The following is a 22,876-nucleotide window of genomic DNA, read 5'->3' as shown; positions in this document are numbered from 1 at the left end:
AGGTCCTATGCAGACTGAACTGCTTTTTTCAAACAAGAGTAAAGTAAGGAGAGAGGGAAGTTCCCGCTTGTTAGACAGCCAAGAGGCGCTAGCCTTTTTTCCAGCTGCTGCCATAGTGGATACGCCAATCCACGAGACTAATCAGCTCGCCTTTCCCTTATCAAATGGTCAGTGGTTGCAGGTAGAAAAGAAGAGCCTGACAGAGCGAGAACGCTATTTGCTGTCTCTTTCGACTGGCGATGAAGCAGTCTACTCTCGACATCCCTGGTACCGCTTTTTAGTCAAGGGAGTAGGGACAATGCCACGGCAGATCGGTCCTATGCAATGGGTTCATGTGCGTCATTCCCTATCTGCCAATGAAGAAAAAGAGGTAGTTGAATCATGGTGTGACGTCATGCGTTCCTTACTGCCCAACCGCATTGCAGATTTTCAAGTAACAGCCTATGACACAGTTTTTATCTTAGATCAAAGCACCTTTATTCCAATCCAGGAAGTGTTAGCTGATACTCTGTCTGCCATGGAATTTGACTTCGGCTTGAAGTTGACTATTCTAATCGGGCAAATGTGGTCGCAGGTAGCAGATGAGGACTGGACAAGGATTTTTCAAGCAGAACATCAGCTCTTTATCGCTTGGCAAGAGCGGTTCCAGTCCTCACGCGTCCTAACTTTTGGACAGGCCTTTTTATGGGGACAGGGACAGGAATTGTCGCTTTCGGTTTTGCGGCATCAACTATCTCACATGATTAGCCAGCAAGACCAGTTGGCAGACAGTATTCTTGCCTTGTGGGAAGAAGGCGCTGTAGTCACAAAGGCAGCCCAGCGCCTCTATGTGCACCGCAATACGCTCCAATACCGCCTTGAAAAATGGCTTGATGTCAGTGGTCTGCAACTCCGCAATTTGACGGATTTAGCAGTTTGTTACCAAATCGTATTGGAAGAAAGGTAGTCTAGTGACGGAATACGAAAAGGCTTTTGTGCAACTTGTACAAAATGCTTTTTTCTTTTTGTTCACATTGACAGGGAAAAATAAAGCGTTTTCATTTATACTAAAAGAGCAAGAACATGTATTCACAGTTCAGCAACTCTCTTCGAGGCTTATTTTTCGCTACTCATCGTTGCTTTTTTTCGAAATACAGTCAGTATTCCTTCAAAAAAACGCCTTGATTATCGTAAAATAAGCTCCCGATTAGAATTACTTCGCTTATGAATACAGGTTCTAAAAGAAAGCGAGGTTTGAACATGGTTCAATTAAATCTAAAAAACATTTATAAGAAATATCCAAACAGTGAACATTATTCAGTTGAAGACTTCAACCTAGATATTAAAGATAAAGAGTTCATCGTATTCGTAGGTCCTTCAGGATGTGGGAAATCAACAACTCTTCGTATGATTGCAGGGCTTGAAGACATTACAGAAGGTGAAGCATACATTGATGATGTCTTGATGAATGATGTAGCGCCAAAAGACCGTGACATTGCCATGGTATTCCAAAACTATGCCCTTTACCCACACATGACTGTATTTGACAACATGGCCTTTGGTTTGAAATTGCGCAAATACAGCAAAGATGAAATCAAAAAACGGGTAGAAGAAGCAGCTGGTATTCTTGGTTTGACTGAATTCTTGCAACGGAAACCAGCAGACCTTTCAGGTGGACAACGCCAGCGTGTTGCCATGGGTCGTGCGATTGTCCGTGATGCAAAAGTGTTCTTGATGGATGAGCCATTGTCAAACTTGGATGCAAAACTTCGTGATCTATGCGTACTGAGATTGCCAAAATCCACCGCCGTATCGGTGCGACAACCATCTACGTAACCCATGACCAGACAGAAGCGATGACACTTGCTGACCGTATCGTTATCATGAGTGCAACGAAAAATGATGCTGGTACAGGTACGATCGGACGGATTGAACAAATTGGTACACCAGAAGAATTGTACAATTCTCCAGTCAATAAATTTGTTGCAAGCTTTATCGGAAGCCCAGCGATGAACTTCTTCAATGTTACCTTGAAAGATGGCGTTTTATCAGATGGTGATAACTTCTCTATTCGTTTACCAGAAGGTCGTAGAAAACACTTAGAAGAAAAAGGATACGAAGGAAAAACCTTTACACTTGGTATTCGTCCAGAAGACATCAAGGCTTCTCAATTGGAATTGGATACTTATCCAGATAGCATCGTGACATCAGAAGTGGTGGTATCTGAGTTGCTCGGTGCAGAGTCTATGCTTTATAGCCGTGTCGGCTCAACTGAGTTTGTATCTCGTGTTGATGCGCGTGATTTCCACAAACCAGGTGAAAAAGTGCGTCTTGCCTTCAACCTCAACAAAGCACACTTCTTTGATAATGGAACAAACAAAGCAATTGTTTAGTCTTCGTAATTGTTGAACTATAAGAAAACTCCCTGCCATTGGTGGGGAGTTTGGGTATTTTAGGCTGCATTTTCTGCTGTATATTGCTCGTAAAAATCGACTTTCAACTGGATAAAGGCTTCCATATCATGGAGGAGTTGAAAGAGGGTAGCCCGCGCTTCAAATTCTTCTCGTGTTTGCGGAAGTGGACGCTCACGGAAGGTCTGATGAAAGAGTTCGATATCTTCTAGCAGTTCGTGGCCAGGATTTTGTCTACTCAGTTGACAGGCTGTTCGCTCAAAAAGACTGGCTAGAATGACGGCTTCTCGGCTTTCAAGAGAGAATTTATTGATGTTATTGGCCATGGTTCGTAGGATTTTATTTTGTGCCGACCGCATTTCAAAGTAATGGACTTGGTAGTTCGTTTGATGGAAAACCTGATTGTGGCGGTCAAGGTAGACAATATCAAGAGCTTCATGAAGGGTTTGATCTAATTGGGTGATGAGCAGTGCTTCGTTGCGACCATCACCGGTTAGTAAAAAATCTTGGAAGCGTAGTAAGATAGCCTTAAGTTCTTGCTCGACTTGGTCGTGGTAGCATTGAATTTTTTTATCTTGCGAAGGCATGTAGAGATTGGCCAGAAGAGCAATGCCGGCACCAATGAGAAAGAGAGCAAGTTCGTTTCCTAATAGAGCTAGGGATGTGGACTGTTCTAAGAAAAGGTGGGTCACAAGGACTGTACAAGGGGCAATGCCTGCCGTCAGATTCGCCTTATAAGCGAGTGGCACATAAAGACAGAGATAGAGACCTAGAGTTAAGAGGTGAAAGCCAAAAAGGGAGAAAAGAAGAGCGGCAATTGCAAGAGCTAAAACCGTTGACCAAAGTCTAGTCCAGGCAGTTTTTAGGGAGGCCCGTCTCGTATCTAAAACGCTTAAAATAGCGATAATTCCTGCGGATGTAGCATAAGATAGCTGTAAAAAATCGGCTAGAGAAATGGCGATACAAGTCGCCAGCACCAGCTTAATCGTCCGATGAAGTAAGGGCATAAGGTTCTCCTAAATTCGTCTTTGAGTATGGATAGAGAATATGGTATTATTATAGCATAAAATAAGGAGAACGTATTCTGATGAAAAGGATAAAGAACAACAAATTAATAGGTGTCGGGCTATTTTTGTGTACGGTAGTGCTTGCAGCGTGTGCAGGAAGACCTCAAGAAACAACGTCCGGTAGTCCATTAAGTAGCATTGAAAATAAAAAGAGAGAAAAATCTTCCACAGAAGCGCAGCAGGAAAAGTCTTCTAGTAGCGAAAAAGAGAAAAATTCTTCTTCAATGGCTGGATCTTCTTCAACAAACTCCAATCATCAAACACAGCCGAGTGTGGCGGAAAGAGGCTATTGGAATGCCCAAAAAGCTCAGCGATTACAGGACTATATTTTTGGGTACTGGGGACCAGCTTTGGGGCAGGAATACCGTTCTTATGACCCCATGCATGATGTGAATTTTTATGGGATGCTGATTCCGAGTTATGTTTTGAACCCAAGTCTGGAGCGAAGTCAGTTCCCAAGCATGGTACCTGATTTTGCAGGGCAGACCCCTTATTTGATTTGGTCAGAAAATGGACTGGTGGAAGCGGGACAAATAGCCTTGGTAGCTGTTTATTCAGACATTGAAACAACAAGATTTCCTGCCTCCCATCTTTATCTATTTACAATCCAGCAAGGAAGACCACAAGTCTGGATTACTGAGCAGAATCAAGGAAATCCTGAGCAAATTCTCTATTTCCGAGAAACAGCCAATGAAGAATTAAAAGCCTTCTTCAGAGAGTTAGTAGCTGAATAATGGGATTGGTATGCTGATATAGGACATTTTCATTTGGTGAGCTGAAAATCTTGTAAAACGAGCTATATCTGGCTCGTTTTTTGCCATTCTAACCCCTTCACTTACTGGCAAGATATTTTTCAAAAAAACAGACGAAAAGCAGATGAAGCATAGGGAAGCATGAGATAAATCTGATATGATAAACGTACAAAGAATATAAGGAGGAATCCAGACGTGAAAGGAAAACTAATTGCCCTAGTCAGCCTATGTGCTTTTGTCTTGGTTGGTTGCCATACAGCCCCAAAGACGGAGATGAAAAAAGAAGCCACACCTAGTTACCGCTACCACAATCTTGTCAGCACCAAACATACAGAAGAGCTTCAAGAAGATTTACAAGCACAAGGCGGTGCAAAGGAAAATTGGCAAGCCCTATCTGCCTTTATAGACAGTTATCATCAGGATAACAAATCCTATGAAAAGGAAGCTGAGGACTGGACCAGTATGGAGCTCGGGCAAGATGCAAATCAGTTTACGACGATGTTGGATGAAGCAGAGTACAAGGAAAAGGTCAGCCATTTTCCAAAAGATCTGAACTGTCGCCAAACAGCTTTTCTGCTCCTACGCTCCCTCTTGACCTATGATACAAGCAAGGTGAGCAATTTGGCAGAACATCCAGAGTTTCAGACCTTGAAACAATACCATCCTGAATTGACAGATGCAGACAGTCAGCTCTATAGTCTGTTGTTTCTTGACAATCCAGCCTACAAGTCGGCAAAGGATTTGACCAAGGCTTGGAAAGATGCAGGTGTGGCGTTCTCTAATAAATTACGCCTGTTATCAGCAGTGCAAAATGTAGAAGGTTCTGTGATTAGCATGCATGTTGGCTTGCTGTATGAAAAAGATGGAAAAGTCTATTTCCTTGAAAAGATGGATCCCTCCCTTCCATACCGACTCAGCGAATTCCAATCTTGGAAAGATTTCCAAGAGCATATGTTATCAGGTCGTTTCCAATTCTTCAAAGACCAAATTGCGCTATTGGTTAATGATCAAGACTTGTCTGAGCTAGTAGACATGAAGAAATGAGTCAGTTGGTTTAAAGTCAAAAATCCACAAAAGCTGTGATAGGATTATCCTGCCTTTGTGGATTTTTTTGATGTGTAGTGAGCACCAAATGAATGGTAAAAAGAAGTGGGTGTACTCGTTTGCACATTATCCAGACAAATAATGAGAAAAAGAATAGAGATTTGCGGGAAATCTGCTATCCATTGACTAGCAAATGCCAGTTGAAACTGTTATAATAAAGCTATGAAACGAGTAGAAGAAAATGATATTGTATATGGCGTACATGCAGTGGTGGAAAGTTTGGAAGCCAATCTTGGCAATAAACTCTATCTGCAGGATGATTTGCGGGGAAAAAATGTTGAAAAAATCAAGGCGCTAGCCGCTGAAAAAAAAGTCTCGATTTCTTGGACTTCTAAGAAGAGTTTGACAGATATGACTTCAGGGGCTGTTCATCAAGGATTTGTTTTGCGAGTGTCCGCATTTGCCTATGCAGAGTTAGGAGATATTTTAGCCAAAGCAGAGCAGGAAGCCAATCCCCTAATTCTGATTTTGGATGGTCTGACAGATCCGCATAATTTTGGGTCTATCTTACGAACGGCAGATGCAACACAGGTGGCTGGAATTATCATTCCCAAACACCGTGCGGTTGGTGTGACCCCAGTAGTTGCGAAAACCTCGACAGGTGCGGTCGCCCATGTTCCCATTGCCCGTGTGACCAATCTAAGCCAGACCTTGGACATATTAAAAGAAGCTGGGTTCTGGATTTTTGGAACAGATATGAATGGGACTCCTAGTCACAAATGGAATACACAAGGAAAGCTCGCTCTCATTATTGGCAATGAAGGCAAGGGGATTTCTGCTAATATTAAAAAGCAGGTCGATGAGATGATTACCATTCCAATGAAAGGGCATGTCCAAAGTTTAAATGCCAGCGTGGCAGCAGCTGTCTTGATGTATGAAGTATTTCGCAACAAAGTATAAGGCTGTAAGAGAAAGCAGAAAAGGAGATTTATGGTCGCATTTAAAATTATGACGGATTCGACGGCAGATGTGCCGCTAGAGTGGATAGAACAATATGGGCTCACCATTATGGGATTGACAGTTGAGTTAGATGGTGTCGTTTATGAAACAGTTGGCGAGAATCGCTTAACCAGTGATGTGTTATTGGAAAAAATGCTAGCAGGTGGCCAACCGACAACTAGTCAGGTCAATGTGGGGCAGTTTGAAGCGGTTTTTGCAGAAGCAGCTAAGGCAGGCGAAGCAGTATTGTACCTCGCATTTTCAGCTGCTTTATCAGGAACTTACCAAAGTGCGGTCATGGCGCGTGACATGGTTCTAGAAGCGTATCCAACAGCTGTCATTGAAATCATCAATACTAAGGCAGCAACCATTGGAGAAGGCTACTTGGTCCTCAAAGCAGCACAAGCACGGGAAGCAGGTAGCTCACTTGCTGAGACAGTAGCGCTGATTGAAGACTTAGCACCACGCTTACGGACCTATCTGTTGGTAGATGACTTGCAGCATTTGGTACGTGGTGGTAGACTCTCTAAAGCAGCAGCTTTGATTGGCGGATTGGTCAATATTAAACCCTTGCTTTCGATTGATGCAGAAGGTAGCTTGGTTCCCATTGCCAAACTAAGAGGCAAGAAGAAGGGGATTAAGGAAATGCTCTCTTTAACCTTGCAACAGTTAGATGATTCTTGTGTCATGGTAGCTTATACTGGCGATGTTGAAACAGCCGAGCAATTGAAAGCTACCTTACTAGCAGAATCACAGGTAGAGCAGGTTATCTTAGAGCCATTAGGACCGATTATTGCCAGCCATACAGGAACTGGTGCAATTGCGATTCTATCTATTAGCAAAGACAAGCGGTAATCCGCTTTAGAATGTAGACAAACCTCATAATTCAGAAAAATATTACAATGATATTTAATTTTCTGTAGTTTCAAGGTTAGAAAATTTGCGAGCGTAGCGAGCATAATACCGCCACCTCCGCCGTGCTAAAAGTGGGGAGAGAAGTCGTGATTTCGTTGAAATCGATTATCCTCGCTCCTTTGTTTTTGGGCTCGGGCTAAAATAATCCACTGGATTATTTTACTCCGGAGGAAGTCGCTGATGTCCGGAAGCACATAAGAATGGTGGCAATAAAAAGACTTTTTCTTCAAGCTGAAGCGGTGATCCGCTTTTCTTTGAAAGAAAAAAGAAAGCGTTTACCAAGGAGAAAGAAATGAAACGGCTATTATCTGCCTATGCAAGCGACGTCATGGCCATGACTAAGTCGGATTTAAAACAAAGTATGCTAAATTTCAAGTTCAAGTTAGCCGGTCTGTAAAAATTCTTTAGGAGATTTGTAACCCAATATCTTCTTTGGATAGTTATTAATCCAGTTTTCAATAAATGCGACTTGTTGCTGCGTCGCAGTTTTGCTTCCCTTAGGCAACCAACGCCGGATGAGTCTATTATGATTCTCATTAGTTCCTCTCTCCCAAGAGGAATAAGGATGGGCATAATAAATGTTCTCAGGATCAAAAACATCTGCCAAGCGACTGAATTCAGGCCCGTTATCAGCTGTGATTGAGTTAATTTGATACTCTCTGAGGATCATTTTCAGAGCTTGATTGACTGAAGACGCGGACTTATCGGGAATAAGTCGGATGATTTGATAACGACTCTTTCTATCAGTTAGAGTCAACAGACACTCGTTTTTTGCCCGTGTTTGAATAACCGTATCAATTTCAACATCACCAACATTCTCACGCTGATTAATGCTTTTTGGCCGTTCCTCAATCGATTTTCCAGCCGGCTTAAAGTTGGGACTCGCTTGCTTTTTCTTCGTTTTCTCTTTTCGAGGATAAAGCATGTCATCCTTGGTCAATCCTAAGTGTCCATGATGAATCCAGTAGTAAATGGTGGAGACGGAGACAGGTATCCCTTTTGCTTTTACCATCATCTCAGGAGAGTATTTCTGTTTGATGTAGTGAAGAATCTTTTCTTTGAGTTCCTTGGTTAGGGAAGCCTGCTTCACAGAATGTTTACGATTGTTTTGATAGGCTTCTTGAGCGAAGTCAGCTGAGTAGATTATTTCAAATTTTCCTTTACGCACTTGTTGTCTAACCTGACCACGTTTGACTTCGTTGTGAATAGTTTGAGGAGCTTTAGCCAATCTCCTAGCGATTTCACGATTTGAGAACCCTTCTTGAAGCCAACGTTCAATCATTCTACGTTCAGCTAGTGTCAAATGTCTTCTTTTTGGTGTATAATAGTGTTGCATCTCAGAGTCTTTCTAATTGTTGTTGTGGTGATTACAATTATATCTTTCTGAGATGTTTTTTCATACCATTGAGTGGCTAACTTCATTTTAGAACTTTTTGGAAATTACCATTTGCATTTATTCTCATTAAAAGCACCAAATCCCTTGCCAAATCCTGTTAAATTTGGTAAGATAATAGAGTTGTGAAAAGCAATAAATACTCATCTCAAATCCATTGTGGGCCTGTTGCCGTAAGGTTGGACTGCAAGTTGACGTTTGAGAGAGGAGAATAAACAAAAAGGAGACATTACTCATGGCAGTAATTTCAATGAAACAACTTCTTGAGGCTGGTGTTCACTTTGGTCACCAAACTCGTCGCTGGAACCCTAAGATGGCAAAATACATCTTTACAGAGCGTAACGGGATCCACGTTATCGACCTTCAACAAACTGTAAAATTAGCTGATCAAGCATACGATTTTATCCGTGATGCAGCAGCAAACGATGCAGTTATCTTGTTCGTTGGTACGAAAAAACAAGCTGCAGAAGCAGTGAAAGACGAAGCTATCCGTTCTGGTCAATACTTCATCAACCACCGTTGGTTGGGTGGAACTCTTACAAACTGGGGAACAATTCAAAAACGTATTGCTCGTTTGAAAGAAATCAACCGTATGGAAGAAGAAGGAACATTTGACGTTCTTCCTAAGAAAGAAGTAGCATTGTTGAATAAACAACGTGCTCGTCTTGAAAAATTCTTGGGTGGTATCGCAGATATGCCACGTATTCCAGATGTTATGTTCGTTGTTGACCCACATAAAGAGCAAATCGCTGTTAAAGAAGCGAAAAAATTGGGTATCCCAGTTGTTGCGATGGTCGACACAAACACAGATCCAGATGATATCGATGTTATCATCCCAGCAAACGACGATGCAATCCGCGCTGTTAAATTGATCACTGCGAAAATGGCTGATGCAATTATCGAAGGTCGTCAAGGTGAAGACAGCGTTGAATCAGTAGAAGCAGAATTGGCAGCTACTGAAACAGAAGCAACATCTATCGAAGAAATCGTTGAAGTTGTAGAAGGCGACAACAATTAATAAATCGTAAAACATCCTAAGGGGCGGGGCTCAGCCCTCCCCTTTTTTCTAAATATATTAAACTAAAATAGGAGATCGAATAATGGCAGAAATTACAGCTAAGCTTGTAAAAGACTTGCGTGAAAAATCTGGTGCTGGTGTCATGGACGCGAAGAAAGCCCTTGTTGAAGTAGATGGTGACATCGAAAAAGCGATTGAATTGCTTCGTGAAAAAGGGATGGCAAAAGCAGCTAAGAAAGCTGATCGTGTAGCGGCAGAAGGTTTGACTGGTGTTTACGTGGATGGAAATGTAGCAGCAGTTGTTGAGGTCAACGCTGAAACTGACTTCGTTGCGAAAAACGCTCAATTCGTTGAATTGGTAAACGAAACAGCTAAAGTAATCGCAGAAGGAAAACCAGCTAACAACGAAGAAGCACTTGCTCTTACAATGCCTTCAGGTGAAACGCTTGAAGCAGCTTACGTAAACGCAACTGCGACAATCGGAGAAAAAATCTCATTCCGTCGTTTTGCCTTAATTGAAAAAACAGATGCACAAGCATTTGGTGCTTACCAACATAATGGCGGACGTATCGGTGTTATCTCTGTCATCGAAGGTGGCGACGAAACACTTGCAAAACAAGTATCAATGCACATCGCTGCGATGAAACCAACTGTTCTTTCATACAAAGAATTGGATGAGCAATTCGTGAAAGATGAATTGGCACAATTGAACCACAAAATTGAACAAGACAACGAAAGCCGTGCAATGGTTGGTAAACCAGCCCTTCCATTCTTGAAATATGGATCAAAAGCACAATTGTCTGACGATGTAATTGCTCAAGCAGAAGAAGACATCAAAGCAGAACTTGCTGCTGAAGGCAAACCAGAAAAAATCTGGGATAAAATCCTTCCAGGTAAAATGGATCGCTTCATGCTTGACAATACAAAAGTTGACCAAGCATACACACTCCTTGCACAAGTTTACATCATGGATGATAGCAAGACAGTTGAAGCCTACCTTGACTCAGTAAACGCTAGCGTTGTAACATTTGCTCGTTTCGAAGTGGGTGAAGGAATTGAAAAAGCAGCGAACGACTTTGAATCAGAAGTTGCTGCTACAATGGCTGCGGCTCTTGGTAAATAAGAATAGATAAAAAGGGAAACGAATGTTTTCCCTTTTTTAGTGTTTATCGTAGGATATAAGTATCCCAATGTTCATCTGTGATATCTGTAAAGAGTGATTTAAGTGTCATTGCACAGGGATCCACATCATCTGCTTCAAAGGTAATGGAGCTATATTGCTGAAAGAGATAGGGAATCAGTTGATTGAGAAAGGGTTGGAGGCAGTCTGTGCTCTTTCCCCAAAGATAAGCAATTTCATTTCCGTCAAGAAAAGTGAGACAAGTGATATCGTCTTTTTCAATGTGATAGTAAACAGTGGAAGGAAGTTCCTTGAAAAACTCGTCTTTCTCTCCTGTAAATGGACTGATTGTCTTATGCCTTTCCTGATAATGATTCAGCAATAGATTGCAGCAACGATAATAGGTGCTGCTCGACTGTTCTGCCATTTGAAATTGAATGGGGGCAGGATTTCCAAGGTAATCTTGCATGCTAACTTCCATTTCATGGCATTTCCGCAAGCACTTAAAACCTCCCGCCTCTAAAAAGGCGATGAGGGTCTGGTCTGTAGAATCAAGCATGACCTGTAAAGGGCGCTTAGTATGCTGGAGAATGGCTTGAAAAAGTGAAGGAGCAAGGCTTATATCGTACTGCTTCAACTGAAAATTTAGATAAATATTTTGGTTGTGATAAGGATTTTCCTTGAAATGGATTGTGCCAATCGATTGATTTTTGTGGTAGAGGGTCACAGAATCGGTCTGAAACTGGAATTGTAGAGCTGTCATATTAGCCTGCTAAAAAGTGACGGATTTCTTCTTCCGTCATGGAACTGTCACAGCGAACCTGAACACCTGTTGCACCTGCATATAAGAGGGCTGGAACCGTAACGGCTTGGTAGCGCTGACGAAGTTCTTGGAGTTGTGGGTCAGGATTAGAGCTATCAATAAAATAGACGGTTAATCCGGCAGCTTGTGCAACGCTATGGAGTTTTGGTACAAAGCGTTGGCAATAAGGGCAGGTCGCACGTCCTAAAAAGAGAATGGCTTGTTCTTCCTGCGTGAGTAAACGTTCAGCTTCTTCGATAGAAATTGCTGTAAAATCTTGTACGAGTTCTTGAAATGAATTGGTAAACATCATAACTCCTTTCTATCTCTTAGTATAGGAAAAATGAGGAAGAAAGGCAAGAGATAAAGAAGTACAGTTCAATCTGTTAGCAAAAAAAAAGGAAGCGATGCTCCCTAAGATGTTGCAATCTACATCCCTTGAACAAACAGAACAGCGTGGCTTTTGCTTTTCAAAGTTTATGATTTACGATATAATAGTCAAAGATAATATATAGGGGCTTAAAACCTTGATTTTATGCGGTTTCAGCCTCTTTTTATATTTTTTACTACCCCGTTTGTTACCCCGTTAGAGAATCCAAGGCCGTTTCGAAGACTGAGGCGGCTTTTTTCATGTTTTCTTTTGATAGGTGGCTATAGATGTCCATCGTCATTGAGATAGAAGCATGTCCTAGACGATGTTGCAACTCTTTGTAGGGTAAGCCAGCATTTAAAAGCAAACTAGCATGTGTATGTCGGAATCCATGAAAGGCTATATCTGTTACGCCTGCCGATTTGATATGTTGTTTTAGGCGAAGTAGGGCGGTATTTTGTGGCATGTATTTAGAGGTAAGCTTGCTAAATACTACTGTAGGGGTCGCGCCTATCTCCCGTGCTTTTTCTTGTTGCCGATTTTTATATAATCGGAGCATGAGGACGGTCTTTTTGTCCAAGTCTAAAATACGGTTACTTGTCTTACTCTTGGGGCTATTGACGCTTCTTGAGCGGGTCAGTGTTTTATTAACCTCCAAGGTTGCTTGTTGCAAGTCAATGTCTGACCATTCAAGGGCTAGGGCTTCGCTGATTCTTAGTCCAGTTGCTAGAAGTAACTTGTACAATACAGTATCAAAATTATTTTGATAGGTATTGGGTAAGCTATCAAGATAAACTAGAAACTTCTTTAGATTCTCATCATCTAGGTACTTGATAGGCTCTTTGTCCCTTGGTGCTTTGCGAGGGACGAGAACATCCCTAGCGGGGTTACTTGGGAGTGCTTGCATTGCTACCCCGTACTGGAGAATACGGCGGTTTACGGCATGTAGAAAGTGATAATCAGCAAAAGCGCCCGCCTCTCCTTTGTTGGCCGCGTTCGCCCACTGATTAACTTGCCTTTGTATAATAGGGGTGGTGATTTTTTTGAGTTTGTACTTGCCGAAGGCTGGGCGGATATGTTTTTTTAGATACCCTTTCATGTCTTGACGTGTATTTTCTTTGACGGTGTACTTGTAGCTATCCCACCAGAGACTGACCAATTCATCGTAGGTTTCAATACTGACCGTTTCGGCCACTGTAGCCCCGTTGGTTAGGAAGTTATGTATTGCTAGCTTAGTTTTTTTCTGGACTCCTTTCTTAGTTGGAGCGGTGACGGTGGTACGAACTTTCTTCCCTGTCAGGCTATCAATACCTAGATAAATGCTAGCACGGTAAACGATACTGCCGTTCTTTTTCTTGACTTCTTTGATGTTCATGATGGTTTCCTTTCTTTCATCAGCAGGCAAGCTAGATTAGTTTAAGAAAGGTGTGGATTATCATGCGAGGGCTTAAAAAACAGCCCCTATTTTCGTTTGTTTTGTGTCGGGTGGTAGATTGTACCGTAAATCGTTAAAATGCTGTAGAGGGCTTGAAAATGTGTTGCTTGAGGCGCTACATTTTGTTATACTATTGTTGCCCTCTTGGGATAGAGGGGGGGTGAAGTGCTTATGGCTACATTTCTTACCGTGTTTATTGCACCTTTGCTTGTTGCTATCCTGACAGCATTGTTTGAGTATTGGCTCCACTCACGCAATAAATAACCCTTTAGGGCTTTTTGGAGCCAAAAATAAAACCCTCAACGTCGCAACCGTTGGGGGCTTTTTGCATGCTTATAGCATACATTTCTTACTGTTATAGTCATTATAACATAAAACCCTGTTAGGTTGTCAATTTTTTATTAGCTGATTGTACCGTAAACCGTTAAAGCGCTGTAGAGGGCTTTCTGTGAGCTTGTAAGATGTCGGTTGATTTGATATAATAACCGATGGCACAAGCGGCACCGCCTTAGAAAGGAGGTGAGGCGGAAAGTGTCAGATTTTTTTACTCTTTTTCTTGCTACGCTATTCGAATCAGTCATCGGCTACATTGTTGTCAGATTGCTTGATGAATGGCTAGGTAAGGAATAACCTAGGTAGCGCTTGAACAGCACGAAGCCCCCAAGTGGTAGGATACTTGAGGGCTTTTTTTTGTTTTGGCACAACCGTAGACGGTTAGCGTCAAAAGTTTTTACTCTTTTCCCTCCAAGTATAACGGTATTTTATAAAAATGTCAAATGGGTATAGTTAAAAACAATATGTTTTGGATGCTGTTTGAGTTTCTTAGAATCAAGAAAACGGGGAAAATCGCAGTTTTTAGTCACGTTTGATTTTCTTTTGTTTTAGCAAAAGCACCCCTTTTGAACAGCAAAACCGCAGCTTATATAGTGTATAACTATATCTATTAAAACTGGTTCATTCTTTCTTTCTCATAGTCTAGCGACTGTTTGAGCAGGTCAGCTAGTCCAGCGGTGTCTTGATTGGCTAGAAGTTCCATATACTTTGCGCGGTCGTCTTTGCTGATGATTATGGGAGCTTTTAAGTATCTCATGGCCAGATACATCAGAATTAGGCGCCCTGTTCGTCCGTTTCCGTCTGAAAATGGGTGGATACGCTCCAGCTGGATATGGGTATCTGCTAGCACGTTGAGCAATTCGGGGATACTTTTGGCGCTTTCTAGGCGGTAGCTTGTATTGTCTGCCCACTGGGTCATCAAGTAGGGTGTTTCTGCTGGGGTTGCGGTCTTAAATTCTGCCCCGATAATGGCGTTTTGCGCCGTTTTAAAGCGTCCGCGGTCATGCTGTAGCCTATCTGTTAGAAGTGCATGAAAGTCTTGTATCAAGCCAACGGTAAGCGGTGGTAGGACGTCTAGCTGATCCAGAAGAAAGTTAAATGCTTGCTTGTGATTTTCAATCTCATAGAACTCCCGAATGCTTTTATGGTTGCCTGGTAGGCTATTTTCAATGATGATGCTGACCGTTTCAGGGAGTGAGATGGTATTCCCTTCTATACCGCTTGAGTGATAAGCCATGCGGACAAGTATGTCGTCTAGATAATCGGGTTTATACGTCATGTTTTTTTCTTTCTGTTTGCGTCTTCTGTACTGGTACAGTTTAAAAATTTATGCTATACTATAGTTATTGGGAGCAATTCCGATGATTGGTTTTTCTACTATACCGAAGGCGTGGCGTTTGCTACGCCTTTTTGTGTTGTCTATGCACAACGGGCTAATAGGTTATACAAAATTGCGTTTATATAGTCTATGGCTTTCAATGTTTCTATCAACGTCTTTTTCGTCCCAAATTTGTAACTCCCACGGGTAATAGTGATTGCTTTTATTTTTGAAGTAGACGTGGATACCAGTATAGTTGTCTTTGTCCCGTAAGTACCAATTTTTTAGCCCGAACTGTTCTTTCCAGTCGTCTAGCTTTTCCATGACTAGCGCAATATCTGCCGATGAAAGAATGATACGAGCGCCGAAAATATCGTTGAGAATGGAGTTGACTGGGTAGCCGTCTTGTCTTTCTGAAAAGCGTTCTATCTTGTCTACGATACTTTCGGAGGTCTTGACGCGGTAAACATAGGCGATATCTTTTACATCTGCTTTCATTAAATAGTCATTGATGGATTCGTGTAGGTTTAGGCGATAATCCAGAATTGCCTTTACTGGTACTTTTGAAAAGGTGTGTTTTAAATTTACTTTTTCAACTTTTCCCGTCTCAAAATAATCTTGCGAGTAAGCGAGATGGATTCGGTTAATTTCAGCGATTAAGCGTTCTACTTTTTCTAGCATGCTGGTCTTTCCTTTTTCGTGGGTTATGGCAGGTGGAAAAGTTTATTTCAGTTCAATTAGTTTGTTATAAATTTTGTCCGTTAGTTCTTTTTGTTGACTTGCTGTTAGGTGCCTTGATGTACGAATTATAATAGAGCCGTAAACATAATGCGAACCTGGATCTAAAAATCCTTGACCGTCAAAAGCACTGAGATATGTGTTACGTTTTTCGGCGTCTTCGGTTGTGTTGTAAACTTCAATATTCCCTCCAACGTCATTTCCTTTAGCTACAATATCAGCGCCATCAACAGGTATGTTGACTTGGTTATCTGCAAAATAAACGGAAGCTGTATATCCTCCTTGTTTATTTAATTTACCGTTTGGATCATTGGCTTCTGTAACAGATTGAACTTCTGTAACGGTATCAACTTCTTTTAAGCGCTCTTCGATGAACGCTTGGGAAGGATTTGTAATTTGTTTTAGTTGGGTAATGCTGTTCTGGTATTCTTTTATAGCGTCAGTGATTTTGGTTTCGGTTTCCGTATAGTCTAACGGCTGTTCTAGTTCCTTTGCTTGCTCTAAAATATCTTCTGTTTTCTTTGCTATTTCAGGGATTTTTCTTTTTTCTTTGTTTGCTGCTTCCAAGGTTGCTTTTAAATTGTCTAGGGTCTTATCCTCTAACGGCTTTTCGTCAGCTTTTACGAGTTCTTGAGCTTCGGCAATTGAGCTTTCTAGTTTTTTGTTTTTATTGCTAACCATTTCTTTAGCTACTTCAAAAGTGTTTACCGCATTCTGGTGAGGGGTAAAGATATATAAATAATAAGCAACTGCAGCTAAGACTATAATCACTGATGTGGCAACAAGCCAGATTTTTTTATTTTTCATTGTTTTTTCTCCTTTTTTGTATATTTAAATGGTTGCACTTGGTCAGTCTACCACCTTACCAGATCCAACGACGGCATATATTTTGATATGGGTATCTGCTGATGGTGGAAAATCAATAATAATATCATCATATTTTGGATTGATGGAAACTAAGCGCAAGCAATTATCTTCTGTATAGACTTTTTTTAGATAAGACTTATCATTAATCGCTACGGCGCAGACTTGGCCAGAGTAGCTAGAAAAGCCCGTATCTTTTAAATAGACAATGTCGCCATTTTCATAATCTGGTAACATGCTATCACCGTTGACGATGCTAGCGATGTCATGTCGCGGGGGTTCCTCTTCTACTTGTACCGTCCTTATATCGTTGTCATCGTAGGAATAGCCAAGCCCCGCCGCTAGTTCGGTTATTGCCTTGGTTGAATACAGGGCAAGGGGTTCATGTATTTCTCTTGCTTCCTCTTCTTGCTCCTTTAGTTGCTCCGTGGCGACCTCCAGAACGATTTCTTGGCGTTCGGGGTGTAATTGTACTACCTTATCATTTATCGCTTGTACGGTGCCATTTTTTGCGTCTGGTGAGGTGGTGGCTAAAGATGTTTCTGTTGGAAAAAAATCATCAACGGATACATTGAATATAGTCACTAATTTAAAAAGTACATCTTGATTAGCTTTTATTATCCCTTTTTCATATTTGCTGATAGTTTGTTTACTTGTGTGCAATTTGTCAGCGAGATCCGTTTGAGTCATGCCGCTTTGTTTTCTGTATTGTCTTATTTTTGAGCCGATGAATAACGCTAAATGCTCCATAAAAACACCGCCTTTCTATAATCCAATTATAACAGAAGTTGCCTAAAAAGCAACTTTTTTTGCTTTTTGTCAAAAAAAGTTGTTGACAAGTCGCTTAAAAAGCGATATTATATTTTGTCGCCTGATAAGCGACTAGAAAATAAAGGAGGGCACCGAATGCAGGGAAAACTTTTGGTATTAAGAAAAGAAAAAGGTTTATCACAAAACCAAGTAGCCAAATATTTAGGAATTTCTGTAACTTCGTATGGTGATAAAGAACGAAGTAAAAAAGAATTCACTCAAGATGAAATGTTTTTACTTGGACAATTGTTTGATAAACCTATAAACGATATTTTTTTACCTAGAAAGTCGCTTTAAAAGAGACTTAAGGCGAATATAAACCACCACGAGCGACCAAACAAACAGGAGGGAAACAGATGACGAAAAAACACAGAGAAAGATTTTTCACGATTGACCGTCTTTACGAGATCCAAGATATTCATGGCGAGCTGACACTTTCGGCCATTATGGAGGAGTTTGATTTTTTATCCAGACGAGACATCACGCAAAAGCTAAACCAAAAACGGCGAGCCGGTCAAATCTACTATGGAAAAAAATATACAAATATCAAAATCTTAGCCCCTAGGACGATAAAAAACGATGTTGTTATTAAAGATAACGAGCTAGGGCGCTTACAGTCATGGTTTTTGGTTCGTGACTTGTACGGCTTAGAAGATGATCTACAGTCTGGACAACTCAAGGCAAGCGACAAAGTAAAGGCTAGGCAATTGCGCTATAAGATTTTGAACAGTCTACAAAAGTCTGCTGTTAATTTTGCCAAACTTTACGAGGAACAAATAGGCTTTACACTACCATGGCAGGAGGTAAGTAGCAATGGTTGAACATCTACCAAGACTATATCAGCGGTCAGTGATGCTTATTAGCAAATATTGGCACGGAGAGCTAGACAAAGAAACGTTTATCAAGGATTTTCACCGCTTAGAAAACAGAATACATCACGAAGTAGCCGTAAAAAATTGGCAACAAAAAAAGGCCTAGCGAGCGACCAAACTTACTAGCCTTCAGGAACTAACTAAAATACAATTTAACACAGCAGGCAAGCCGTTGTTAAAGGGGTTTTAGTATTTCCATTATATCACAAAAATACAGGGAGCGCCAACCTTAAAAACGGCGGTAAAAAAATCGGATAGTAAACAGTAAAAAAACGGAAAAAACAGACGCTGACATTGCCATTCTACGGCCTTGTTTAGCGACTTTACGACAAGAATGTCGAAAAGAGAGGGAAAAAGCAAAATGACAACAGAACAAATTGCAGACAACTATGAAAGTTTAACAAGTGACATGATGACGGCGGTCAGTGCCTTGGATATTGTCAGACGTTGGCTAGAAAACGCCAAGAAGAGCGATGAAGGCTATTATGGTTTTATCGCCTTAAAAGAGAGTTATGCGAATATTATCAATCTAGCCATGAACGACTTGCAACGGTTGGCCAGTGAACACTATAAAATTATTGAAGAGGTGATAAAAGAATGAATTTTCAAGAGTTGAATGATATAGCAGATAGACAAGAAGTAAACACCGAAGACTTTGAAGTTATAGACTTCTACCACGAATGCCGCAAGCGAACAAATAGTGTAGCGTTCGCCGTCTTGCATGTTTTCCAGATGGGAAAGCTAGCAGGAATCAGACAAGAAAGGAAACGTAAAAATGATAATATATGAGCTTGATTTGCCGATCGAACAACTATTAGCCCTTGTGATTATCCTAGGTATTGTGAACATCTTTTTATGGCGTGATTTGGGGCATTTTGAGATTGATGTAGAGCCTAAAAAGAAGCCGGTGGAAGAAGACGCTAAAGATACTAGGAAGCTACAAAATCCCAACTATGGGGCGTATATTCAATTAGCGGGTAAAAGATACAACTAGGGGGGTAACATGGACGAAGGTATTTTTAGTACAGGCTATGAACAAAGACTACTAGAACAGAACCTAAAGGCCGTTAGTGCCTTTCTGGAACACTACAACAAGCCAAAGCCTAAAATATTGGGATTGATGACAGCCCAAGAGGTGCAGGACGAATTAGGGATAAAATGGAAAACCTTGCAACGTTGGGAACGCGCAGGCTTAAAACGCTATGAACCGCCGATAGATGATACACGTAAGGTATTCTATAAAATCGCTGATGTTTTGATTTTTTTGGGGGTAGATAATGTATGACTTACTAGAATTAACCTTACACCGTGACAAGTTATCATTTTTTGGCTTTTTGAAGAAGAATCCGACCAGAGCATTAAAAAAGGGGAACTATTATAAATTTGTATACTTGTTGCCGTCAGGCGTTGGGCTGATGGATTTTAGTTATAAGGGTATTATCGTTCACCTAGCGGACGCGGTCACAGAAAACCATTGGCAACTGGTCAGAGATCTACCGCTTGCTATGGCAGGTGCTGACCTTGTAGAGGTGTTGGAGGATTTGGAACGCCATAGACTGGAGCAAGCACGGCAGGGCCTTGGGCTGGAGCTTGGCGGGTGGATATTTGACACCATCGCAAACGGCTTATATACAGAGCAGGACACGGCCTATTTTATCCGCCTGATGTTTCTACATGGTTACGATTTTGAGCAGTTGACCAGCTTATTTAGCGCTATTGTGAAGCGGATAGAATTGGCAAGCTATTTTCTAACAACCGCAAGAAAAATCTATAAGGGGGTAGAGTTTGGATAAAAAAGAAATCGTAGACACTATTATCCAGCAAGACGAAAAGGAAACGACACAAGGCGAAACAGAAACAGCCTATCAAGAAGTGATCCCCGCCTTTCGGACGTATGGAAAATCAAAGATACCAGCCAGAAGCCCCTATAATGTTATTTTGGTTTTTGAACAGCATAAAAGTATTTTCAAGGGCGTTAGATACAACGATTTTTCAAAGGCAATTGAAAAGACTGAGTTAACCCCGTGGGGGACAAACAAGGGCTTATGGAGTGACGAGGATACAAAATTAGCCATTGCTTTCATCGATGAAAAATACGGCTTTGCGCCAACTAGGGAGAATGTAGAAATAGCGATTTTGAAAGTCGCAAAAGAAAACACTTATCACCCCGTAAAAGACCGTATAGAGTCGCAACGATGGGACGGAGTAGAACGGGCGGAACGGTATTTTATAGACTTGCTAGGTTGTCCCGATACAAGCTACGCCCGTGAGGTCACAAGATTATGGTTGACGGGTTTAGTTGCCCGCATTTATCAGCCTGGAATTAAGTTTGAAATTGTGCCGATTTTGACCGGCGGGCAAGGTTTGGGGAAAAGTACAGCTACCAAGCGCTTGTTGCCTGACTTTCATTCGGATAGCGTCCGGAAATTTGGCGACCATACAGAAGACTATCGTATTTTACAGACAAATGCGGTGATTGAATTCGGAGAGCTGAAGGGCTTTAAAAAGACGGCTATTGAAGCTGTTAAGAACTTCATCAGCGCTTCTAGTGATGATATTCGGGCGCTATATGGCAGAAAGCCTGAAAAGGTGGAGCGCCATTGCGTTTTCATCGGGACATCAAACGCCAAAGGCTTTCTAAAGGACGAGGGCAAGGAGCGACGTTTTTATCCTCTCCAATGCGGAGTTAATGATGTCGCTTGTCACCCGATGGAGAAGGAAGAAGGCTACTTCTTGCAAGTGTTGGCAGAGGCTAAAGCGTGGTACGATAAAGGGCAACCCCTGACCGTCTCAACGGAACTAGATAAGGAGCTAGAGCAAATTCAAGAAGCTTACAAGGTGGAAGATCCAGAAAAAGAAGCGATTTTAGAGTATTTGGGCTATTTTTATCCGCCGATAGACTGGTACGAGCTATCACCACATGAACGCCGTCAGTATTTTCTAAAACATCTGCAAGAGCCTTTAGACGATAACCAGCAATACAAGGAATACCCGCTTGCATTTGGGTCTGCTCAGCTTGAGCTGACAACGCCTAACGAAGTTGCCTATGTTGTCTTTAACGAAAATCCAACCAAGGGACGAGGGGGACGCTATAGCCAAAAAGCGAGGGATGTACTAGATAATCACAAGGACTGGGAACGGTCAGAAGCCAAAAAAAGACTATGGAAGAATGGGAAACCAACTCACTACTATTTTAAAATAAGGCGTTAATGCTACTAATTGCTACAGAGATGCTACAGATATGCTACAGCGAAAAAGTCAGGTATATCAAGGGTTTAACCCTATTGTAGCTATTTGTAGCAATATAATAATATAAATAATATATAAGAGAAGGGGGCTAGAAGTGGGGATATATCTATAAAAAGTTTTTTACTGAATTTCATGCTACAATAGCTACAAAAATGCCCTAAACCCTTGGGAGAGTAAGGCGGAGACGCTGTAGCAATTCCCCGCTTCTAATGCACACTTAATGCTCCAAAGCTACAAAAAGGAGAAAAATAACCTAGAAGGAGACATATGAAACAATTTGAGCATGTTTTAATGAACCGTTACCACTATCAAACAGGAGCGACATGCTTTGACACAATTGATAGAATCAAGTTAGGGATACAGGGCTATATCATTGGCTTGTATGCCCAACCAGACATCGAAACCAGCTTGACCAAATTAGAGACAGGTTGGCGACTGGTGGCAGAGTATGAAGCGGATAGGGATTTGACTGAGAACCTAGAGCGGATCGCAAATACATATAAGAAAGGAGCAGTATGACCGTACGGCACTATTATAGACATTTTCAATTCGTGGCGGATATGTTAGCGTGTAAGCACGCCATTATTGGCTACTTAGTTGGCACGTTTAAGCGTCCACACTATCGAATTGACTATCGCAAGGGAGAGCTTTGTGTAACCTATCAGCACAGCCGAAACTTGAACAGCGTTTTTGAGCGAATAGCCGAAGCATGCGACACAGCAAAAGCGAACAAAATTAAACAAAATGGAACAGATGGGAGGGGGTGAAGATACAAATGAGCACTATTGATGATTTAAGAAAATTACTGAATAATGGTTGCGTATTATACCAAAAAGATGGTATAATAAAATCAGCAAGGTTGCCAGCGTATGGGAGTTTAATTATTACAATGCAGGATAGCCAACCTATACAGGTGGAAACAAGGCGAAAAGAAAAAATTTAATTGCTGACTAGAAAACTAGAGGCATGATATTAGAGTTTAGCACTCTTTGTCATGCCTCTTTATTTTTTATTCAAGAGAGGAAGACAATGTCAATACGTATTAAGGTTGATTTAGATGGTGTTACAGCCAAATTAAGTGAAAAAAACTTTGTGAAGGCTCGGACGGAAATGGCAAAACAAATGCTAGCGGATATGAATTACTTTGTGCCGTCATCTGATCCGTATTCTGATGGGCATTTGCGTGCTTCTGGGCATGTTGTTGAAGGAGGTCGTGCCATTGAATGGACTCCACCGTATGCTAGAGCGCAATTTTATGGCACGAATGGGATTGTAACTTTTCAACATTACTCAACGCCTGGAACTGGGAAACGTTGGGATGAGAAAGCAAAGGATATCCACATGAATCATTGGAAAGATATATTTATCGAAGAAGCAGGGCTTTAAT

At 41.4% G+C, this 22,876-nt stretch carries 29 protein-coding genes and 1 pseudogene; 21 read left to right on the top strand and 9 right to left on the bottom strand.

What is annotated here, in order from left to right:
• The first annotated feature begins 7 nt into the window (after positions 1-7).
• Positions 8-946 (top strand): helix-turn-helix domain-containing protein, encoded by a 939-nt coding sequence (locus tag A4H00_RS02400; RefSeq protein WP_067086832.1) that lies wholly within the window; start codon positions 8-10, stop codon positions 944-946.
• 293 nt (positions 947-1,239) lie between these two features.
• Positions 1,240-2,372: pseudogene (locus A4H00_RS02390) on the top strand (ABC transporter ATP-binding protein).
• A gap of 59 nt (positions 2,373-2,431) precedes the next feature.
• On the opposite strand, the gene A4H00_RS02385 reads toward A4H00_RS02390, so the two are convergent.
• Positions 2,432-3,397 carry an aromatic acid exporter family protein gene (locus A4H00_RS02385; protein WP_067086829.1) on the bottom strand — a complete coding sequence of 322 codons (966 nt, stop codon included), beginning with the start codon at positions 3,395-3,397 and terminating at the stop codon, positions 2,432-2,434.
• Positions 3,398-3,477: 80 nt separating this feature from the next.
• Between A4H00_RS02385 and A4H00_RS02380 the strand changes: the two genes are divergently transcribed.
• The 4 genes from A4H00_RS02380 to A4H00_RS02365 all read left to right on the top strand — a co-directional run bounded on the left by A4H00_RS02380 (position 3,478) and on the right by A4H00_RS02365 (position 7,107).
• On the top strand, positions 3,478-4,191 hold the full coding sequence (locus A4H00_RS02380) for a DUF4767 domain-containing protein (protein ID WP_067086827.1): 714 nt from the start codon (positions 3,478-3,480) through the stop codon (positions 4,189-4,191).
• A gap of 213 nt (positions 4,192-4,404) precedes the next feature.
• Positions 4,405-5,253 carry a DUF4300 family protein gene (locus A4H00_RS02375; protein ID WP_082815574.1) on the top strand — a complete coding sequence of 283 codons (849 nt, stop codon included), beginning with the start codon at positions 4,405-4,407 and terminating at the stop codon, positions 5,251-5,253.
• 222 nt (positions 5,254-5,475) lie between these two features.
• A complete protein-coding gene (gene rlmB / locus A4H00_RS02370; protein ID WP_067086825.1) occupies positions 5,476-6,213 on the top strand; it encodes a 23S rRNA (guanosine(2251)-2'-O)-methyltransferase RlmB in 738 nt (245 codons plus the stop codon).
• Positions 6,214-6,243: 30 nt separating this feature from the next.
• Positions 6,244-7,107 (top strand): DegV family protein, encoded by an 864-nt coding sequence (locus A4H00_RS02365; protein ID WP_067086824.1) that lies wholly within the window; start codon positions 6,244-6,246, stop codon positions 7,105-7,107.
• A 442-nt stretch (positions 7,108-7,549) separates the two neighbouring features.
• On the opposite strand, the gene A4H00_RS02360 is transcribed toward A4H00_RS02365, so the two are convergent.
• Positions 7,550-8,503 carry an IS30 family transposase gene (locus A4H00_RS02360; protein ID WP_067086822.1) on the bottom strand — a complete coding sequence of 318 codons (954 nt, stop codon included), beginning with the start codon at positions 8,501-8,503 and terminating at the stop codon, positions 7,550-7,552.
• Positions 8,504-8,795: 292 nt separating this feature from the next.
• Here A4H00_RS02360 and rpsB point away from each other — a divergent pair, with 292 nt between their 5' ends.
• Positions 8,796-9,578: a 30S ribosomal protein S2 gene (gene rpsB / locus A4H00_RS02355; protein WP_067086819.1), complete on the top strand. Its 783-nt coding sequence runs from the start codon at positions 8,796-8,798 to the stop codon at positions 9,576-9,578.
• 82 nt (positions 9,579-9,660) lie between these two features.
• The gene (tsf, locus tag A4H00_RS02350; RefSeq protein WP_067086816.1) at positions 9,661-10,701 is read left to right on the top strand and encodes a translation elongation factor Ts; all 1,041 of its coding nucleotides are present in this window, start codon (positions 9,661-9,663) and stop codon (positions 10,699-10,701) included.
• A gap of 43 nt (positions 10,702-10,744) precedes the next feature.
• Here tsf and A4H00_RS02345 read toward each other — a convergent pair whose 3' ends face one another.
• From A4H00_RS02345 to A4H00_RS02335, 3 genes are all read right to left on the bottom strand, one after another.
• Complete coding sequence (locus tag A4H00_RS02345) at positions 10,745-11,461, bottom strand: hypothetical protein (RefSeq protein ID WP_067086814.1); 717 nt, start codon at positions 11,459-11,461, stop codon at positions 10,745-10,747.
• Position 11,462: 1 nt separating this feature from the next.
• Positions 11,463-11,813 carry a DUF6568 family protein gene (locus tag A4H00_RS02340; RefSeq protein WP_067086811.1) on the bottom strand — a complete coding sequence of 117 codons (351 nt, stop codon included), beginning with the start codon at positions 11,811-11,813 and terminating at the stop codon, positions 11,463-11,465.
• A 265-nt stretch (positions 11,814-12,078) separates the two neighbouring features.
• Positions 12,079-13,245 carry a tyrosine-type recombinase/integrase gene (locus A4H00_RS02335; RefSeq protein WP_067086808.1) on the bottom strand — a complete coding sequence of 389 codons (1,167 nt, stop codon included), beginning with the start codon at positions 13,243-13,245 and terminating at the stop codon, positions 12,079-12,081.
• A 231-nt stretch (positions 13,246-13,476) separates the two neighbouring features.
• Between A4H00_RS02335 and A4H00_RS12410 the strand changes: the two genes are divergently transcribed.
• The gene (locus A4H00_RS12410; RefSeq protein ID WP_157770972.1) at positions 13,477-13,569 is read left to right on the top strand and encodes a type I toxin-antitoxin system Fst family toxin; all 93 of its coding nucleotides are present in this window, start codon (positions 13,477-13,479) and stop codon (positions 13,567-13,569) included.
• Between the two features lie 679 nt (positions 13,570-14,248).
• Here the strand turns inward: A4H00_RS12410 and A4H00_RS02330 are convergent.
• The 4 genes from A4H00_RS02330 to A4H00_RS02315 form a co-directional block, all read right to left on the bottom strand.
• Complete coding sequence (locus A4H00_RS02330; protein WP_067086806.1) at positions 14,249-14,917, bottom strand: Fic family protein; 669 nt, start codon at positions 14,915-14,917, stop codon at positions 14,249-14,251.
• A gap of 162 nt (positions 14,918-15,079) precedes the next feature.
• Positions 15,080-15,637, bottom strand: a complete 558-nt coding sequence (locus tag A4H00_RS02325; RefSeq protein WP_067085997.1) for a nucleotidyltransferase family protein — start codon at positions 15,635-15,637, stop codon at positions 15,080-15,082.
• Positions 15,638-15,679: 42 nt separating this feature from the next.
• Positions 15,680-16,501: an EbhA gene (locus tag A4H00_RS02320; RefSeq protein WP_067085994.1), complete on the bottom strand. Its 822-nt coding sequence runs from the start codon at positions 16,499-16,501 to the stop codon at positions 15,680-15,682.
• A gap of 42 nt (positions 16,502-16,543) precedes the next feature.
• Positions 16,544-17,308 carry an XRE family transcriptional regulator gene (locus tag A4H00_RS02315; protein ID WP_067085991.1) on the bottom strand — a complete coding sequence of 255 codons (765 nt, stop codon included), beginning with the start codon at positions 17,306-17,308 and terminating at the stop codon, positions 16,544-16,546.
• Between the two features lie 156 nt (positions 17,309-17,464).
• Between A4H00_RS02315 and A4H00_RS02310 the strand changes: the two genes are divergently transcribed.
• From A4H00_RS02310 to A4H00_RS02255, 12 genes are all read left to right on the top strand, one after another.
• On the top strand, positions 17,465-17,665 hold the full coding sequence (locus A4H00_RS02310; RefSeq protein WP_067085989.1) for a helix-turn-helix transcriptional regulator: 201 nt from the start codon (positions 17,465-17,467) through the stop codon (positions 17,663-17,665).
• A 59-nt stretch (positions 17,666-17,724) separates the two neighbouring features.
• Positions 17,725-18,189, top strand: coding sequence for a hypothetical protein (locus A4H00_RS02305; RefSeq protein ID WP_067085987.1), 465 nt, complete (start codon positions 17,725-17,727; stop codon positions 18,187-18,189).
• A complete protein-coding gene (locus A4H00_RS11780) occupies positions 18,182-18,346 on the top strand; it encodes a hypothetical protein (protein ID WP_157770961.1) in 165 nt (54 codons plus the stop codon). The genes A4H00_RS02305 and A4H00_RS11780 overlap by 8 nt, the downstream gene beginning before the upstream one ends.
• 255 nt (positions 18,347-18,601) lie before the next feature.
• Complete coding sequence (locus A4H00_RS02300) at positions 18,602-18,841, top strand: hypothetical protein (protein WP_067085985.1); 240 nt, start codon at positions 18,602-18,604, stop codon at positions 18,839-18,841.
• A gap of 174 nt (positions 18,842-19,015) precedes the next feature.
• Complete coding sequence (locus A4H00_RS02290; RefSeq protein WP_067085980.1) at positions 19,016-19,234, top strand: hypothetical protein; 219 nt, start codon at positions 19,016-19,018, stop codon at positions 19,232-19,234.
• Between the two features lie 9 nt (positions 19,235-19,243).
• Complete coding sequence (locus A4H00_RS02285; protein WP_067085977.1) at positions 19,244-19,525, top strand: MerR family transcriptional regulator; 282 nt, start codon at positions 19,244-19,246, stop codon at positions 19,523-19,525.
• Positions 19,518-20,033 carry a hypothetical protein gene (locus tag A4H00_RS02280; RefSeq protein ID WP_067085974.1) on the top strand — a complete coding sequence of 172 codons (516 nt, stop codon included), beginning with the start codon at positions 19,518-19,520 and terminating at the stop codon, positions 20,031-20,033. Before A4H00_RS02285 ends, A4H00_RS02280 begins: the two co-directional genes overlap by 8 nt.
• Entirely contained in the window at positions 20,026-21,450 is a 1,425-nt protein-coding gene (locus A4H00_RS02275; protein ID WP_237334203.1) for a virulence-associated E family protein, read from the top strand. Before A4H00_RS02280 ends, A4H00_RS02275 begins: the two co-directional genes overlap by 8 nt.
• Positions 21,451-21,756: 306 nt before the next feature.
• The gene (locus tag A4H00_RS02270; RefSeq protein ID WP_067086803.1) at positions 21,757-22,008 is read left to right on the top strand and encodes a hypothetical protein; all 252 of its coding nucleotides are present in this window, start codon (positions 21,757-21,759) and stop codon (positions 22,006-22,008) included.
• Entirely contained in the window at positions 22,005-22,256 is a 252-nt protein-coding gene (locus A4H00_RS02265) for a hypothetical protein (RefSeq protein WP_067086800.1), read from the top strand. Before A4H00_RS02270 ends, A4H00_RS02265 begins: the two co-directional genes overlap by 4 nt.
• Before the next feature lie 8 nt (positions 22,257-22,264).
• Positions 22,265-22,432, top strand: a complete 168-nt coding sequence (locus A4H00_RS02260; protein ID WP_082815654.1) for a DUF2292 domain-containing protein — start codon at positions 22,265-22,267, stop codon at positions 22,430-22,432.
• 86 nt (positions 22,433-22,518) lie between these two features.
• Positions 22,519-22,875, top strand: coding sequence for a minor capsid protein (locus A4H00_RS02255; RefSeq protein ID WP_067086796.1), 357 nt, complete (start codon positions 22,519-22,521; stop codon positions 22,873-22,875).
• Position 22,876: the final 1 nt, after the last annotated feature.

It is taken from the genome of Streptococcus marmotae, assembly GCF_001623565.1.
GTDB lineage: Bacteria > Bacillota > Bacilli > Lactobacillales > Streptococcaceae > Streptococcus > Streptococcus marmotae.
Note: the sequence above shows the minus strand (reverse complement) of the source record. Positions and strands in the feature narration are given on the sequence as shown.